This is a genomic window from Saccharopolyspora shandongensis (assembly GCF_900106995.1).
Taxonomy (GTDB): Bacteria; Actinomycetota; Actinomycetes; order Mycobacteriales; family Pseudonocardiaceae; genus Saccharopolyspora; species Saccharopolyspora shandongensis.
The window spans coordinates 1-15,112 of sequence record NZ_FNOK01000008.1 but is presented as its reverse complement, the minus strand read 5'-3'; the positions used below and the strand labels follow the sequence as shown (position 1 = coordinate 15,112).

The 15,112-nt window shown below is 70.3% G+C and carries 13 protein-coding genes; 9 read left to right on the top strand and 4 right to left on the bottom strand.

The genetic code is table 11. The annotated features are described in order from the left end of the window. The first annotated feature begins 162 nt into the window (after positions 1–162). A complete protein-coding gene (gene phoA, locus BLW84_RS10675; RefSeq protein ID WP_093264415.1) occupies positions 163–1,533 on the top strand; it encodes an alkaline phosphatase in 1,371 nt (456 codons plus the stop codon). A 344-nt stretch (positions 1,534–1,877) separates the two neighbouring features. Further along, the gene (locus BLW84_RS10670; protein ID WP_093264413.1) at positions 1,878–2,753 is read left to right on the top strand and encodes a hypothetical protein; all 876 of its coding nucleotides are present in this window, start codon (positions 1,878–1,880) and stop codon (positions 2,751–2,753) included. A gap of 16 nt (positions 2,754–2,769) precedes the next feature. Here BLW84_RS10670 and BLW84_RS10665 read toward each other — a convergent pair whose 3' ends face one another. Then, positions 2,770–3,660, bottom strand: a complete 891-nt coding sequence (locus tag BLW84_RS10665; protein WP_093264410.1) for a LysR family transcriptional regulator — start codon at positions 3,658–3,660, stop codon at positions 2,770–2,772. Between the two features lie 84 nt (positions 3,661–3,744). Between BLW84_RS10665 and BLW84_RS10660 the strand changes: the two genes are divergently transcribed. Next, the gene (locus BLW84_RS10660; RefSeq protein ID WP_093264407.1) at positions 3,745–4,587 is read left to right on the top strand and encodes a PhzF family phenazine biosynthesis isomerase; all 843 of its coding nucleotides are present in this window, start codon (positions 3,745–3,747) and stop codon (positions 4,585–4,587) included. Positions 4,588–4,733: 146 nt separating this feature from the next. After that, positions 4,734–4,931: a hypothetical protein gene (locus BLW84_RS10655; RefSeq protein WP_177226399.1), complete on the top strand. Its 198-nt coding sequence runs from the start codon at positions 4,734–4,736 to the stop codon at positions 4,929–4,931. A 303-nt stretch (positions 4,932–5,234) separates the two neighbouring features. Here BLW84_RS10655 and BLW84_RS10650 read toward each other — a convergent pair whose 3' ends face one another. After that, positions 5,235–6,443 (bottom strand): acetyl-CoA C-acetyltransferase, encoded by a 1,209-nt coding sequence (locus BLW84_RS10650; protein WP_093264404.1) that lies wholly within the window; start codon positions 6,441–6,443, stop codon positions 5,235–5,237. A 186-nt stretch (positions 6,444–6,629) separates the two neighbouring features. Here BLW84_RS10650 and BLW84_RS10645 point away from each other — a divergent pair, with 186 nt between their 5' ends. The 4 genes from BLW84_RS10645 (at position 6,630) to BLW84_RS10630 (ending at position 11,474) form a co-directional block, all read left to right on the top strand. Beyond that, a complete protein-coding gene (locus tag BLW84_RS10645; RefSeq protein WP_093264401.1) occupies positions 6,630–8,174 on the top strand; it encodes a 3-hydroxyacyl-CoA dehydrogenase in 1,545 nt (514 codons plus the stop codon). A gap of 110 nt (positions 8,175–8,284) precedes the next feature. Further along, entirely contained in the window at positions 8,285–9,445 is a 1,161-nt protein-coding gene (locus tag BLW84_RS10640) for an acyl-CoA dehydrogenase family protein (RefSeq protein ID WP_093264399.1), read from the top strand. Between the two features lie 214 nt (positions 9,446–9,659). Continuing rightward, positions 9,660–10,667 carry a glycoside hydrolase family 5 protein gene (locus BLW84_RS10635; RefSeq protein WP_093264395.1) on the top strand — a complete coding sequence of 336 codons (1,008 nt, stop codon included), beginning with the start codon at positions 9,660–9,662 and terminating at the stop codon, positions 10,665–10,667. Between the two features lie 9 nt (positions 10,668–10,676). Continuing rightward, positions 10,677–11,474, top strand: a complete 798-nt coding sequence (locus BLW84_RS10630; RefSeq protein ID WP_177226398.1) for a heparin lyase I family protein — start codon at positions 10,677–10,679, stop codon at positions 11,472–11,474. Positions 11,475–12,435: 961 nt separating this feature from the next. Here the strand turns inward: BLW84_RS10630 and BLW84_RS10625 are convergent. Continuing rightward, the gene (locus tag BLW84_RS10625) at positions 12,436–12,909 is read right to left on the bottom strand and encodes a MarR family winged helix-turn-helix transcriptional regulator (protein ID WP_093264388.1); all 474 of its coding nucleotides are present in this window, start codon (positions 12,907–12,909) and stop codon (positions 12,436–12,438) included. A 162-nt stretch (positions 12,910–13,071) separates the two neighbouring features. Between BLW84_RS10625 and wrbA the strand changes: the two genes are divergently transcribed. After that, positions 13,072–13,689, top strand: coding sequence for an NAD(P)H:quinone oxidoreductase (gene wrbA, locus BLW84_RS10620; RefSeq protein ID WP_093264386.1), 618 nt, complete (start codon positions 13,072–13,074; stop codon positions 13,687–13,689). Positions 13,690–13,756: 67 nt separating this feature from the next. Here the strand turns inward: wrbA and BLW84_RS10615 are convergent, their stop codons facing one another. Beyond that, positions 13,757–14,416, bottom strand: coding sequence for a 4'-phosphopantetheinyl transferase family protein (locus tag BLW84_RS10615; protein ID WP_093264383.1), 660 nt, complete (start codon positions 14,414–14,416; stop codon positions 13,757–13,759). Positions 14,417–15,112 lie beyond the last annotated feature (696 nt).

Genomic DNA, 15,112 nt, shown 5'->3' with positions numbered 1-15,112 from the left:
CGTCAAACGGGCATTTGCGGCCGAACGCGGGGGAGGTGACAGCCCCTGTCCAGCTGTTCATCTCATCGTCCCCGCGGCGTTGGGCTGCCGTCGCCTCGCGCAAATGCGGCCGGGTGTGAATAGGCCGGTCCACCTTCCCGATCTCGCACTGGGAGAAGTCCGATGACCCGGTTGTTGACCCGCGGACGCCTGCTCGGCGCCGGCGCGCTGAGCGCCGCGGTGCTCGTCGCGGCTCCGTTCGCGTTCGCCCAAGGCCCGCAGTTCTTCGCAGGCGACCGCACCCCGGCCGTCCGGCAGGCCGTCAAGGACGGCCCCGCGCGCAACGTGATCCTGTTCATCGGCGACGGCATGGGTGACTCGGAGATCACCGCCGCCCGGAACTACGAGCACGGCGCCGCGGGCCGACTGGCCCTGGACGAGCTGCCGCTGACCGGCTCGTACACCACCTACTCGGTGCAGAAGGGCGACCCGGGGACGCCGAACTACGTGCCGGATTCCGCGGCCACCGGGTCGGCCTGGGCGACTGGGTCGAAGACCTACAACGGCGCGATCTCGGTCGACGCGCACGGCAACCCGCTGCCCACGCTGCTGGAGAACGCCAAGCGCGCCGGACTGCGCACCGGCAACGTGACCACCGCCGAGCTGCAGGACGCCACCCCGGCCGTGCTCGGCTCGCACGTGGTCGACCGGGACTGCAAGGGCCCGCAGTCGATGCAGAAGTGCCCCGCCAACGCCAAGGAGAACGGCGGCGCCGGTTCGATCGCCGAACAGCTCGTGCAGACGGCGCCCGACGTGCTGCTCGGCGGCGGCAAGAAGTACTTCGACCAGACCGTGCAGGCAGGCGAGTTCAAGGGCCGGACGGTGCTGGACCAGGCCAAGCAGGCCGGTTACGACCTCGTCACCGACCGCGCCGGGCTGCAGGCCGCCCGCGCGGACCGGCCGCTGCTGGGGCTGTTCGCGGGTGGCAACATGGAGGTGCAGTGGACCGGCCCCGGTGCCAAGGTCGGCGGCACCGACCCGACCCGCTGCGAGGCGAACCCGAAGCTGCCGGCCGCCGCGCCGAAGCTCGCCGAGATGACCGGCAAGGCCATCGAGCTGCTCGACCAGCCGCAGGGCCGGGGCAAGGGGTTCTTCCTGCAGGTCGAGGGCGCGAGCATCGACAAGCAGGACCACGCCGCCAACCCGTGCGGCCAGATCGGTGAGACCGTCGGGCTCGACGCGGCGGTCAAGGTGGCCACGGACTACGCCAAGAGCCACCCCGAAACGCTCGTGCTGATCAGCGCCGACCACGGCCACACCAGCCAGATCATCCCCAACGACGCCAAGAGCCCCGGCCAGACCGCCACGCTGATCACCAACGAGGGCGTGCCGATGACGATGAACTACGCCACGAACACCCCGGGCGAGTCCCAGGAGCACACCGGCACCCAGGTCCGCGTCGCGGGCATGGGCCCGGGCGCGGCGAACATCGTCGGCCTGACCGACCAGACCGACATCTTCCGCACTATCGGCCGGGCGCTCGGCCTCCGCTGACCACAGCTCGGAGAGTGGGCCCCGCTGCCGCGCGCAGCGGGGCCCACTTCTGCTTGGCGGAGGGGAACCAGATCTGTCCAAATAGGTCTGATTCAGGCGTTGCAGCGCAGTAGTGCCAGGATTGCGGGATCGGTCATGGTGGCGACCAGGAAGTCCGGTGGACTCGCCGCCCTGCGCTGATCAGCGGAGCACCGCTGCACCTGCGCAACCCCATGTGCTCGGACCGAGCATCGTTCCCCTTTCGCCAGGCAGCCCAGCTGCGAGCTGATCGATTTCCCGCTTTCGCCGGTCTCCGGGGCGGTGGACCTGGCACGATGGCTGATCGACTTCGAAGGAGGAGAAGCATGGACCTGCCGTCGGTTCCCGCCAGCGTCACCGCCCTGATCGGCTCCGGGAAGCTGCCGCCGGAGATCGCCGCGTTCTTCACCGCTTCCGGCGGGCTGGCCGAGGAAGCGGGCTGGGGGCATGTCGCGTCGGCCGTGGAGGAGCGGCTGGCGGCCGGGGACGTGCCCGAGGACGTTCGAGGCGTCCTGGCGCTCGCCGGGGCGTACGGGCACCTGGACGAGCTGGAAGACTGCGTGGACCCGGACGAGATGGACGAGGACAACGACCGGGCCGTCGAGCTGTTGCAGGCAGCCGAAGCCGGCGGCGTCGACCAGGACGAGACCGCCGAGCTGTGGTGGTACTCCGACCACCTGCGGGCGTCCGCGGACGGCATGCGCGAATACATCGAGGAGATGGAAGCCTACGTCGCCAAGCACGGGGCGACGCCGCGCGGGCGGCTGGAAGCGAAGCTGGGCCCGGCCAACGACCTCTACGCCGCCGGTGATCGCGCCGCGGCGGTCGCGTTGTTCCGCGAGGTCGCGGAAACCTCCCCCTGGGGCTCCGATTTCAGCGGCTGCTCCGACCTCATCGGCGTCGGTTGGTGCCGCCTGTTGCACGACGCGGCCCACGCCGACGGCCCGGAGGCGGCGCGGAAGACGTGGCAGGAAGCCAGAACCCACTTCTGCGCGGCGCGGTTTCCCCAGGAGATGCACGCCTGGCCGTTGATCGAGATGCTGTTGGGCACCGGGGTGCCGGACATCATCGAGGTGATCATCCGCGAGTGGATCGAGGCGGCCGAGGAGGCAGGCGAGGGGGACGTGCCGGTGACGGAGGAGCAGCAACGCATCTTCGAGCTCGCCCTGGCCGAGATGGAGGCTGCTGCCGGGACGGCCTAGCGGATCCCGTTGCCGGTCAACGGGATTGCCGCCCGGCCTGCGCGATGGCTTCGGCGGTGGTCGTGACGGCGGGGGAGGCCCACCTGCGCTGGTTCGTCACCAGGTGCAGCGGGGTTTCGGCCAGCTCCGGGCCGTTCACGCGGCACAGCGATCCGTTCGCGAGCTGGTCGACGACGGCGAGGCGGGGCAGCACGGACAGGCCGAGTCCGGCGGCCACGCAGGAGCGGGCCGCTTCGATGCTGCCGAAGCGGGTGATCCGCGGCCGCGTCGCCGACGCCGCCGTGAGATCGCGCAGGAAACGGTCCGTGTAGGAACAGCCTTCCTCCAGCAGGAAGTACTGGTGCGCCGCGAGATCCTGCCAGTCGTGGTGCCCACCGGCGGCCGGGTGCCCCGGGGCGGCGACGAGCTCGATGGCCTGCCCGCCGATCGTCCGCGCCGCGTACTCGGTGGCGACGACGTCGTCGAGCAGCAGCGCGATGTCCAGGCCGCCTTCCGGGCGCCCCAGGCCCTGCAACGCGTTCGCGGTGCCCAGCGGCTTCAGGTGCACCTGGATGTCGGGGTGCGTGGTGGCCAATGCCGAGATCACCTGCGGGAGCAGGTACGCGCACAGCGATTCGGTGGCCCCGATGACGACCTCGCCGGCGATGGTGCCGCGGCTGCCCGCCGAGTCGTGCAGCCGCCGCTCGACGTCCAGCAGATCGCGGGCGTGCGCCGCGACGCGCCGACCCGCGTCGGTCAGGCGCGCCCCTTGCGGGAGGCGGTCGAACAGCCGCACGTCAAGTTCGCCTTCCAGCGCTTTGATGTGGCTGGTGACGGTGGATTGGACGACGTGCAGCTCTGCTGCGGCGGCGGTGAAGCTTCCGGTGCGGGCCAAGACCATGAAAGTCTGCAGGAGGCGGGTGTCCACGGTGGAAGTGTATCGAATTTTGAAATAGGAACCATCGAGATTCATCGTTGGACGCGATGGGGCCTCGGTGGCAGAGTTCTCGGCATGACCGATGTGCAGCGTTACTCCGCATTCACCACCGACCCCAGTGGCGGCAACCCGGCCGGTGTCGTGCTCGACGCCCGCGAGCTCGACGACAGCGCCATGCAGCGGATCGCCGCCGACGTCGGTTACTCCGAAACCGCTTTCCTCGCCCCGATCGAGGCCGCCGAGCGCCACTACCGGCTCCGCTTCTTCAGCCCGCTGGCCGAGGTCGCCTTCTGCGGTCACGCCACGGTCGCGACCGCCGTCGCGCTGGCCGAGCGCGATGGGACCGGCGACATCACCTTCGAAACGCCCGCGGGCACCATCGAGGTGAGCACCAGCAAGCGGGATTCGGTCGTCGCCAGCCTCACCAGCGTGCCCGCCCGCTCGCGGCCGGCGACCGCCGACGAGCTCGGCCGCGCCCTGGCGGCCCTGCGCTGGTCGGCCGACGACCTCGACCCGGCCTGGCCGTCGCACGTCGCGTTCGGCGGGAACAACCACCTCGTGCTGGCCGCGCGGTCGCGCGAGCGCCTGGCGGATCTCGACTACGACTTCGACGCGCTCGCCGACCTGATGCGCGAGTACGACTGGACCACGGTGCACCTGTTCTGGCAGGACGAGGCGGGAGTCGTGCACGCCCGCGACCCGTTCGCGATCGGCGGCGTGGTCGAGGACGCGGCGACCGGTGCGGCGGCGGCCGCTTTCGGCGGCTACCTCCGGGCCCTGGGAAAGGTGTCCGAGCCGAAGCGGATCACCATCGTGCAGGGGCAGGACATGGGGCGGCGCAGCGAGCTCATCGTCGACGTCGACCCCGAGGACCCGCGGGTGACCGTCACCGGCGCGGCCGTGCCGATCGTGCAGTAGCCGCATCAGCCGCCGAGGTTGTCCGCACACCTGGCGAGCAGGGCCGACAGCGATCCTGCTCGCCGGCCGAGAGCCCGGCGAGCATCCGCGTCTCGGTCTCGGTGACCACGCTTTCGGCCGCGCGCAAGCGCTTTCGGCCTTCAGCGGTGAGCGCGACCGGCCGGGCGCGGCCGGTCGCGAGCGTCGACGGCACGCGCGTGGCGAACTACGCGCAGTGGGAGAGCGTGCAGGCGTTCCAGGAGATGCTGGCCGACCCGGCGTGCCAGGAGCACATGTCGGCGGCGCGTGAGATCGCCGACGCGGAGCCGTTCCTCTACGACGTGGCGTCGGTGCACCACAGCTAAAGCCTGTTTCCAGGCTCGTTTTGCATGACGGTGCGGGTGGCGGCCCCACTGCGGGAGTTACTGCGGCCTTCTCGCTGTGGGATCCCCGACATCATGAATGCCAATTCACCACGTCGGGGCTGTCCTCGCTGGGAGAACCCCGGAGGGGTGGGCACCGTGAACCCGCGGCGGTGCCGGTTGCGAAGGTGGGCTAAGCGCCTTCGGCGCTTCAAAGACAAAGACCTGCGCTTCCACAGCGCATACTCGGCACATCCAGACAGCCTCCGCGGGCACCCGTGCGTCACGGGTGCCCGTCGCCTTTGATCAGATGCGTTCGAAGACGGCGGCGAGGCCCTGGCCGCCACCGATGCACATCGTTTCCAGGCCGTAGCGGGCCTCGCGGCGGTGCATCTCGCGCGAGAGCGTCGCGAGGATGCGGCCGCCGGTGGCGCCCAGCGGGTGGCCCAGCGAGATCCCCGAGCCGTTGACGTTGAGCCGCTCGAAGTCGGCGGGCTTGAACTCCCACTCGCGGGTGCAGGCCAGCACCTGCGCGGCGAACGCCTCGTTGAGCTCGATCAGGTCGATGTCGGCCAAGCCGATTCCGGCGCGCTGCAAGGCCTTCGCGGTCGCCGGCACCGGTCCGCTGCCCATCGTCCGCGGCGGCACCCCGGCCCGAGCCCAGGACACCAGCCGCACCAGCGGCCGCAGCCCGAGCTCGGCCGCGCGCTCCGGCGTCGTCACCACGCACACCGCGGCCGCGTCGTTCTGCCCGCTGGCGTTGCCCGCGGTGACCGTCGCCTCCGGATCGGCCTTGCCCAGCACCGGCTTCAGCGCCGACAGGCTGTCCATTGTGGTCTCCGGGCGCGGGTGCTCGTCGACGTCGACCACGGTGTCGCCCTTGCGGGAGCGCACCGTCACCGGCACGATCTCGTCGGCGAAGCGCCCGGCCTGCTGCGCGGCACCGGCGCGCTGCTGCGAGCGGACCGACAGCTCGTCCTGCTCGGTGCGCGAGATTCCGTATTCGCGGCGCAGGTTCTCGGCCGTTTCGAGCATGCCGCCCGGCACCGGGAAGTTCTTGCCGCCCGCGGTCACCCGGCCGCGAGCCAGCGCGTCGTGCAGCTCCAGCCCGCTGCCGCGGATTCCCCACCGGGCCTCGGTGGTGTAGAACGGCGCGCTGCTCATGCTCTCCGCGCCGCCGGCCAGCACCACGTCGCTGACGCCGGTCTGCACCTGCATCGCGGCGTCCAGCACGGCCTGCAGGCCGGAGCCGCAGCGGCGGTCCACCTGGGTGCCGCCGACCTCGACGGGCAGGCCCGCGTCCAGCGCGGCGACGCGCCCGATCGCCGGGGCGTCGGAGTTCGGGTAGCACTGGCCGAGGATCACCTCGTCGACCGCCTCGCCGGGCAGCCCGGTGCGCGCCAGCAGCGCCTCGATCACCGTCGCCGCCAGTTCGACGGCCGGCACGGTCTTGAACACCCCGCCGAACCGGCCGATCGGGGTCCGCAGCGGTTCGCAGATCACCGCTTCGCGCATCGCTTGCTCCTTCGAGTCCCGGTGGCGGCCGTGTCCGCCGCCGTTTCGTTCGTAGCACAGCGCCCCGGTGTGCCGAAACGCTCGGCGATTATGTTCGATCACGTCTTACTGAGAGGTCAATTCAGTATTGGACGGTATTGGCAAGCCGTGCGATGGTGCGTCGGAGGAAACCTTGGGAGGTCGGCCATGCAGTGGGCGCAGCGGGTCAACACCGTGCGGGTGATCGGCACCGGCGTGATGGGGCGGGGCATCGCGCAGCTGGCCGCGGCCGCCGGGCTGACCGTGGAGCTCGCCGACGCCCGCCCCGAGGCCGTGTCCGCCGCGGTCGACCAGATCGGGCAGATGTTCGACAAGCTCGCCGGCAAGGGCCGGATGACCGGTGCCGACGCCGCCGCGGCGCGGGCCCGGCTGCGGCCGGTCGACGGCCCGCTGGCGCCTACCGGCTGCGACCTGGTGATCGAGGCGGTCCGCGAGGACCTGCCGACCAAGCGCGAGCTGTTCGCCGAGCTGGAGAAGATCTGCCCGGCGCATACCGTGTTCGCCACCAACACCAGCTCGCTGTCGGTGACCTCGATCGCCACCGCGCTCGCCGACCCCGGCCGGCTGGCCGGCCTGCACTTCTTCAACCCCGTCCCGCTGATGCGCCTGGTCGAGGTGATCCCCGGCGCCCGGACCGCCGAGTGGATCCCGGGCGCGCTCGTCGACCTGGTGCGGCGGCTGGGCCACGAGCCGGTGCGGGCCACCGACACGCCGGGCTTCCTGGTCAACCACGCCGGCCGCGGGCTGATCACCGAGGCGCTGCAGATCCTGGGCGAGGGCCTGGCCGCGCCTGCCGACGTCGACCGGATCGGCCGCGACGTGCTGGGCCTGCGGATGGGCCCGTTCGAGCTGATGGACCTCACCGCGCTGGACGTCACGCATCCGGCGACGGAGAGCATCTGGACTGGCTACTACGGCGATCCGCGGCTGCGGCCATCGCCGATCACCCGCTCTCGGCTGGAAGCGGGGCTGCTCGGCCGGAAGGTCGGCGAGGGCTTCTACGCCTACGTCGACGGCGCGAAGCAGGAGCCGCCCGAGCCGCAGGCGCCGCAGGCGGAGACGCGCCCGATCTGGTCGGACAACGCGGAGCTGCTCGACGTGCTGGGCGAGGCGGGCGTGCCGGTGGAGCGCGGCGACGAGCCCTCTGAAGCGGCCGCCATCCTCCTCGCTCCGTACGGCCACAGCGCCGCGACCGCCGCGCTTTCGGCCGGTCTGCCTCCGACGCGGGTGTGCGGCGTCGATCCGCTCAGCACCGAGAAGCGGTTCACGCTGACCGTGCACCCGGCGAGCGAGCCGGGGCTTGCGCGCTCGGCCTGGGCGGCGCTGGCCGCGACCGGCCGGTCGGTGACCGTCGTCCGCGACGGCGCGGGCATGATCGCGCAGCGGCTGCTCGCGTCGATCGTGAACACCAGCTGCTTCATCGCCGAACAACGCCTCGCCACGCCCGCCGACATCGACACGGCGGTGCGCCTCGCGCTCGGCTACCCGCGCGGCCCCCTGGAATGGGGCCAGCACGTCGGCCCGCGCCGCGTGCTAGCGGTGCTGCGCGCCCTGCAATCGGCCACCGGCGACCCGCGCTACCGGCCCAGCCGCTGGCTGGTCGAACGAGCCGAACTCGGCCTCGACCTCACCGAAACCGGCACCACGCCGCAAGGCCTGCTCGCCCGACCGGCGGCCCCCGCGAGCAACTGACGCGAACGGCCTGTTCGTCTCGTAGATCGGGACGAACGGTCCGTTCGCCTCGGCGCGGTGGACGGGCGCGTGGCCGAACAACATGAAGCGCGAGATGCAAGGGGACCACTGTGGACTTTGAACTCACCGACACCCAGGTCGCCTTCCGGGAGATGGCGGCCCAGTTCGTCGACGCCGAGATCGTGCCGCACGTGCGCGACTGGGACCGCCGCGAGGAGGTCGACCTCGGCATCGTGCGCAAGCTCGGCGAACTCGGGTTCCTCGGGCTCACGCTGCCGGAGGAGTACGGGGGAGTCGAGGCCGACATGGTCAGCTACGCGCTGGTCATCGAGGAGCTCGGCCGCGGTGATTCCTCGGTGCGCGGCATCGTCTCGGTATCGCTGGGGCTGGTGAGCAAGTCCATCGCCGCCTACGGCACCGAGGAGCAGAAGCGGCGCTGGCTGCCGATGCTGACCAGCGGCGAGGGCCTGGGCTGCTTCGCGCTGACCGAGCCGGACGCCGGTTCCGACCCCGGCTCGCTGACCACCCGCGCCCGCCGCGACGGCGAAGACTGGGTGATCACCGGTCAGAAGATGTTCATCACCAACGGGACCTGGGCCAAGGTAGCGCTGCTGTTCGCCCGCACCAGCGACGACGGCGGCCGCGGCATCACCGCGTTCCTGGTGCCCACCGACTCGCCCGGCTTCACCGCGAACACCGTGCACGGCAAGCTCGGCCTGCGCGGGCAGGCCACCGCGGAGCTGGTGCTCGACGAGGTGCGGGTGCCGGATTCGGCGCGGCTCGGCGAGGTCGGCAAGGGCCTGGGCATCGCGCTGGGCGCGCTGACGAAGGGCCGGATCTCGGTCGCGGCCGGCGCGGTCGGCGTGGCGCAGGCCGCGCTGTCCGTCGCGACCCGGTACGCGGGGGAGCGCGTGCAGTTCGGCAAGCCCATCGCGGCGCGACAGCTGGTGCAGGAACTGCTCGCCGATTCCGCCGTCGAGGTCGAGGCCGCCCGGTTGCTGACGCTGCGAGCGGCGTCGCTGGCCGAACGCGGGGTGTCCCGCCAGGAGCTGGCCACCGCGTCGTCGATGGCGAAGCTGCATGCCAGCGAAACGGCCGTGCGGGTGTCCAACAACGCGTTGCAGGTCTTCGGCGGGTACGGCTTCATCGACGAGTACCCGGTGGGCAAGTACGTCCGCGACGCGCGCGTGCTGACCCTCTACGAGGGCACCAGCCAGGTCCAGAAGCTGATCATCGGGCGCGCCCTCACCGGCGTCGACGCCCTCATCTGATCCGCGTTCACAAGCCTGAACAAAAGGCACCCCCGATCGGCCGAGCCGACCAGGGGTGCCCTTTTCGCATGCGCGGCAAGTCCCTGTTCCGGGGTATTGACGGTGTTTTGCCGGTATCGCTATCGTGGCGCGAACTGGAAACTAAGTTTCCTGTTTCCGCCGCCAGGATCGGGAGCCGCCACCGCGGCTCTGCTCTTCGACCGAGGAGATAACGATGAGGTGGCAGAATTCCGCGCGCGCGGTCACGATCGCCGCGGCCCTGCTGTTGACCAGTACCGCGGCCCAGGCCACAACCCAAGAGCCGGAACTGGATCCCGTTGTCGCCAACGGGATTTTGTCTGTCTGCGGCAAGACGCTGTGCAACAGCAGCGGAGCCCCGGTTCAGCTGCGCGGCATGAGCACCCACGGCCTGCAGTGGTACAGCCAGTGCGTCAACGACGCCTCGCTGGACGCGCTGGCCGACGACTGGCAGGCCGATGTCCTGCGCATCTCCATGTACATCCAGGAAGGCGGCTACGAGGACGACCCGGCCAAGTTCACCGAACTGGTCGACAAGTACGTCGAGGCCGCCAGCCAGCGCGGGATGTACGCGATCATCGACTGGCACATGCTCGATCCCGGTGACCCGAACTACAACCTCGACCGCGCCAAGACGTTCTTCACCGAGATGGCCAAGCGGCACAAGGACAAGACCAACGTCCTCTACGAGATCGCCAACGAGCCCAGCGGCGTCGAGTGGTCGCAGATCAAGAGCTACGCCGAGGAGCTCATCCCGGTGATCCGTGAGCAGGATCCGGACTCGGTGGTGCTGGTCGGCACCCGCGCCTGGTCGTCGCTGGGGGTGTCGGAGGACTCCGACGAGCAGGAGATCGTCGACAACCCCGTCAACGCCGACAACATTATGTACACCTTCCACTTCTACGCGGCGTCGCACGGCCAGGAGTACCTGGACACGCTGTCGCGCGCGGCCGACAAGCTGCCGATGTTCGTCACCGAGTTCGGCACGCAGGAGGCCACGGGCGACGGCGGGAACGACTTCGACATGGCCCAGCAGTACATCGACCTGATGGCGTCGAAGAACATCAGCTGGACCAACTGGAACTACTCCGACGACTCCCGCTCCGGCGCGGTGTTCAAGGAGGGCACCTGCGAGAACGGGCCGTACCCTGGCACCGGCCAGCTCAAGCCCGCGGGCGAGTGGGTCCGCGAGCGGGTCAAGTGAGTGATCCCGGTGCGGAAACTGCTCCGCGCGGGCGCGGTGCTTGCCGCAGTTCTGGGGCTGGCGGTCACCGCGGCGGATGAGCTGCGGGTTGCGGAACCGTCGCCGCCAGTGGCGGCGGACCAGCAGGCCCAGGCGCCCGTCTGGACGGCCGCAACCAACCGCGGCACCTCGGTTTTCGAGGGGATCGAGACCAAGCCCGGCAGCGTCGACGTGGTGGCCGATCCGCAGGGCGAGCACGGCGACGTGTACCGGCTGCACACCGCCGGAGTGCCCGAGGGCTCGGAGCGGGTGCGGGTGGAGTCGCGCGGCCACAAGACGCCGGACGGCGGCCGGCTGCGGTTCACCGAGGGCGACACCTACTACATCGGGTGGCGTTCGATGTGGGGCCCGCTGCCGACGAAGTCCGGGGAATGGGTGGCGTTGTGGCAGCTCAAGGACTACGGATCGGGCGCTGCCACGCCGCCGCTGTCGCTGCGGGCCCGCGGCGACGTGCTCGACCTGGAGTACTGCGACCCGGACATGAAGACGACGCAGCTGTGGAAGATCCCGCTGCCCAGGGACAGCTGGAACAGCTTCGTCGTCGGGGTGCACGTCTCCAGCGATCCGGGCGAGGGCTGGGTCGAGTTCTGGCACAACGGCGAAGAACAGGTCCTCGATGGACAGAAGCGGTTCCCGGCGGCGACGCTGCGCGCCGACTTCGTGACCGACAAGTGGGGCGTGTACCGCTCCGACGGCATTACCGGGGAGGCCACGGCCTACCTCGCCGACGCCAAGGTCGGGAGGTCGTACGCGGACGTGGCCGGGTGACGGCCGGGCAATAGGGGGCGTGGGTGGTTCGCGCTGCTGCGGCGGCACGAACCACCCACGGCCCGTTCGGCCGCCCGTTCCAGGCGGGCCGCTCGAAGGGCGGTGACAAGGTCGGCTTGATGAGCTGAAGGTGGAAACGCCTGTCCGGAAAGGGTTTCCGGGCAGTGTCGTCTCGATGTGAGTCCACGCCGGCGGCGGATTCCGGCCGCGCTGGTGGGTGAAAGTGGCGGTGCGAAGGGGAATTCTCCCGCCGGTGGCGGAATCTTCACGCCGGATCCGATGCGGGAGGCGGCCGGGTGGGGGTTCGCTCCCGCCGCCAGACATGAACGAACCCCCGGCTGGTGGACGCGGTTTCCGCGTCCCGTCCCGACCTTGGTGTCAAAACTAAGGCAGACGATCAGGTCCCGTCAAGTATGTGACTCACATTCAAGAATGTGAATTCTGTGAAATTCTTGGGAAATCCGGTTAGAAACACGTCCACTGTGGACAATGAACTTGGGTCTGATGCGGAAACGCCGACCTTCGCCGCATGGGTAGCCGGGAGCGGTTGCCTGGCGTGGGAGGCGAGACCGGGCCGTCTGCGAACTCGTGCCGCGAGGCTCGTCGTCGCTGGGGCTCAGGTGGGCTTGAAAGCGCTCGGTTCGGCCGCGTGGAGGAGAAGCTGCCGCTACCCGTCATGCCGTAGCCGCGGCGGCCTGAGCGCCCGATGGGCTTGGAACCTGTTGCCGCGTGCCAGTGGGGAGTGCTCTGTTCCAGGCGTCGTTCCTGGACGGGGCGTGGGCACGTGTGAGGCGTGATCGCCCGGAACGCAGTGCGGCGTTTTCGCGCGAAAACGGCTTCCGCGTGAGGGCGGGATGGCGGTTTCGCGCGAAACCGCCACCCCGCTCAGGCGCCGGGCGCATTCGGCGAGGAGCTCGAAGCGACGCTCGGGTGGGATCGGGCGCGGCGATCCCGGTCGGGTTCAGTCCGGCGTGTTGGCGGCGCGGAGGGTGCGCATGGCCTCGGCGAGGGCCGCGGAGTCGGCCTTGCCGAGCGGGGCCAGGACGCGCTTGCGGAGGATCTCCGCACACGCCGCGCGGGAGCGCTCGGCGATGTCGCGGCCGTGGTCCGTGAGGACCGCGTAGGTGACCCGGCGGTCGGTCTCGCACGGCTCGCGGCGGATCAGATCGGCCTTGGCGAGGCGGTCGGCGACCTTGGTGAAGCCGCCGCTGCTCAGCGCCGCCTCGCGGGCGAGCTTGGTCATGGGCATCCGGTGATCGGGCGTGCGGACCAGGCGGAGCAGGATGTCGAAGGAGGCCGGGGGGAGCCCGAAGCGCTCGCTGATCTCGGCCTCGACGTGCCCCTGCGTGACGTGGTAGCCCTCGATCACCAGTCCCCACCAGGTGATGATCTCGTCGTCATCGGTGCACGGATCCGGGCCGGTCTTGCTGTTCACCGGGATGCTCCCTTCTGCGATTGCGGTACCGCCCAGTCTACCCGAAAAAGCTCGCCAGGAAATCTCTTGCGAAGAAGATGAGCCCTGGGTATTGTCTTCCATGGAAGAGATGAGCGACTGGTTCCGACGCAGCCGCCCAGCCCCTTGAACAGGAGTCCGACAGTGAGCACCCCCGTGAAGGTCAGCGTCATCTACTACTCGGCCACCGGAACCGGCACCGAGATCGCCAACACCCTGGCGGCCGAGGCCGAGGCGGCCGGCGCCGAGGTGCGGGTGCGGCGCGCCCCTGAGCTGGCCCCCGACGCGGCGATCGACAGCAACCCGGCGTGGCGTGCCAACGTCGAGGCCACCAAGTCCATCCCCGAGGCCACCGCGGACGACGTGGTGTGGGCCGACGCGGTGCTGTTCGGCTCGCCGACCCGCTTCGGCAACATCGCCTCGCAGCTCAAGCAGTTCATCGACACCCTCGGCGGCCAGTGGGCGCAGGGGCAGCTGGTGGACAAGGTCTACAGCGGCTTCACCTCCAGCTCCACCGCGCACGGCGGCCAGGAGTCGACGCTGCTGGCGCTGTACAACACGTTCCACCACTTCGGCGGCATCGTGGTCGCCCCGGGCTACACCGATGGCGCGAAGTTCGCCGACGGCAACCCGTACGGCACCAGCCACGTCGACGCCCAGGGCGCGAACAAGGTCGACGACGTCACCCGCGCGGCGGCTGCCGTCCAGGCCAAGCGTGTCGTGGCGGTCGCCAAGGCCCTCAAGGCCGGCGCCGGCGCCTGATCCAACTCGGGCCCAAGCGGTGCAGGGCGCCTCCCGGGGACCAGTTCAGGTTCGCGGGAGGCGCCCTTCATGTGTTCGAGCGGGTCGCGGCGATGGCGGAGACGACGAGGCCGTCGCGGACCAGCCAGCGGCCGGTGAACGCCGTCAGCGGGCGGCCCGCCAGTTCCGCGCCCTCCTTGCGCAGGTGCGCGGTGAACGTTCCGGTACCGAGTTCGAGCCGGGCGTCTTCGAAGCCGAGCCACCGGCCGGTGATCGGGTACCACGCCTTGTAGACAGTTTCCTTGCAGCTGAACAGGATCCGGTCCCAATGCGTGTCGGGCCGCGCCGCGGACAGCCGGGCCAGGTCGGCGCGTTCCACTTCCAGCGACACGACGTTCAGCACGCCGTCGGGCAGCGGGGCGTGCGGCTCGGCATCGATGCCGACGGTGTGCACCTCCTCGGTCCGCGCCGCGACGGCGGCCCGGTAGCCCGTGCAGTGCGTGATGCTGCCGAGGATCCCGGCCGGCCACTGCGGCGCTCCGCGCTCGCCGCGCAGCAGGGGAGCGGGTGGCACGCCGAGCCGGCTCAGCGCCTGGCGCGCGCACCACCGCCCGGTCGTGAACTCCCGGCGGCGCTTGTCCCGGGCGCGCGCGATCAGCGCTTCCTCTTCGGGGAACAGGACCACGTCCGGTGGATCGTCGAAGGCTTCGGCGGAGCTGACCTCGGCGGGCAGCAATTCCTCGATCACGAACGGCCCCCAGGGCGCCCGCCCGCTCGCATCGCGGTGCCGGGTCGGCCCGACCCGCTCGAAAATTCTGGCTGCACCGGTCCACGGTAGCGCCGGGCGGGCGCGGCGAACCGCCGGAGGCGGTCATGCGGGGTGGAGCCGGTCACAATCCCAATCCGTGGAGTTGGGTTTACATGATCCGGGGCGCCCGGTTACGGTCTTGGGCATGATCCGGACAGCGGCCCTGACGACACGAGGTTACGTCGACTTCGTGCGCGTGTCCTCCGCACTCTGTTGCCGGTAACGGTTTTCTCCGCTTCTTCGCGCGCGTCGTAGCGCGTCCTCCTACAGCTCCGCCGGAGCTCCCCGTTACCTTTTTCGTAGCTCCTGATCTAGGAGTTGTGGTCGCCAGGTCCGGCATGACTGACGCCCCCAGTCGTAGGCATGATCCGGGGGGTGGTGTCACCGGGCCTGGTGGCATCGACCGACCGCTGATAGGGACACGGCCGCCTGCTGGGCAGGTCTCGTCGTAACGTGGGTGCCGGCGCTCGATGCTCGACCGGCGACCACCCGAGACAAACGAACGGCACGGTGGATGAGCAGCGATTTCGGTGTGTTCCTCGGCCTGGACGTAGGGAAAGGCGAGCATCACGCAGTGGGCGTGGCTCCGGACGGCAGGCGGCTGCATGACGGCCCATTGCCCAACAGCGAACCTAA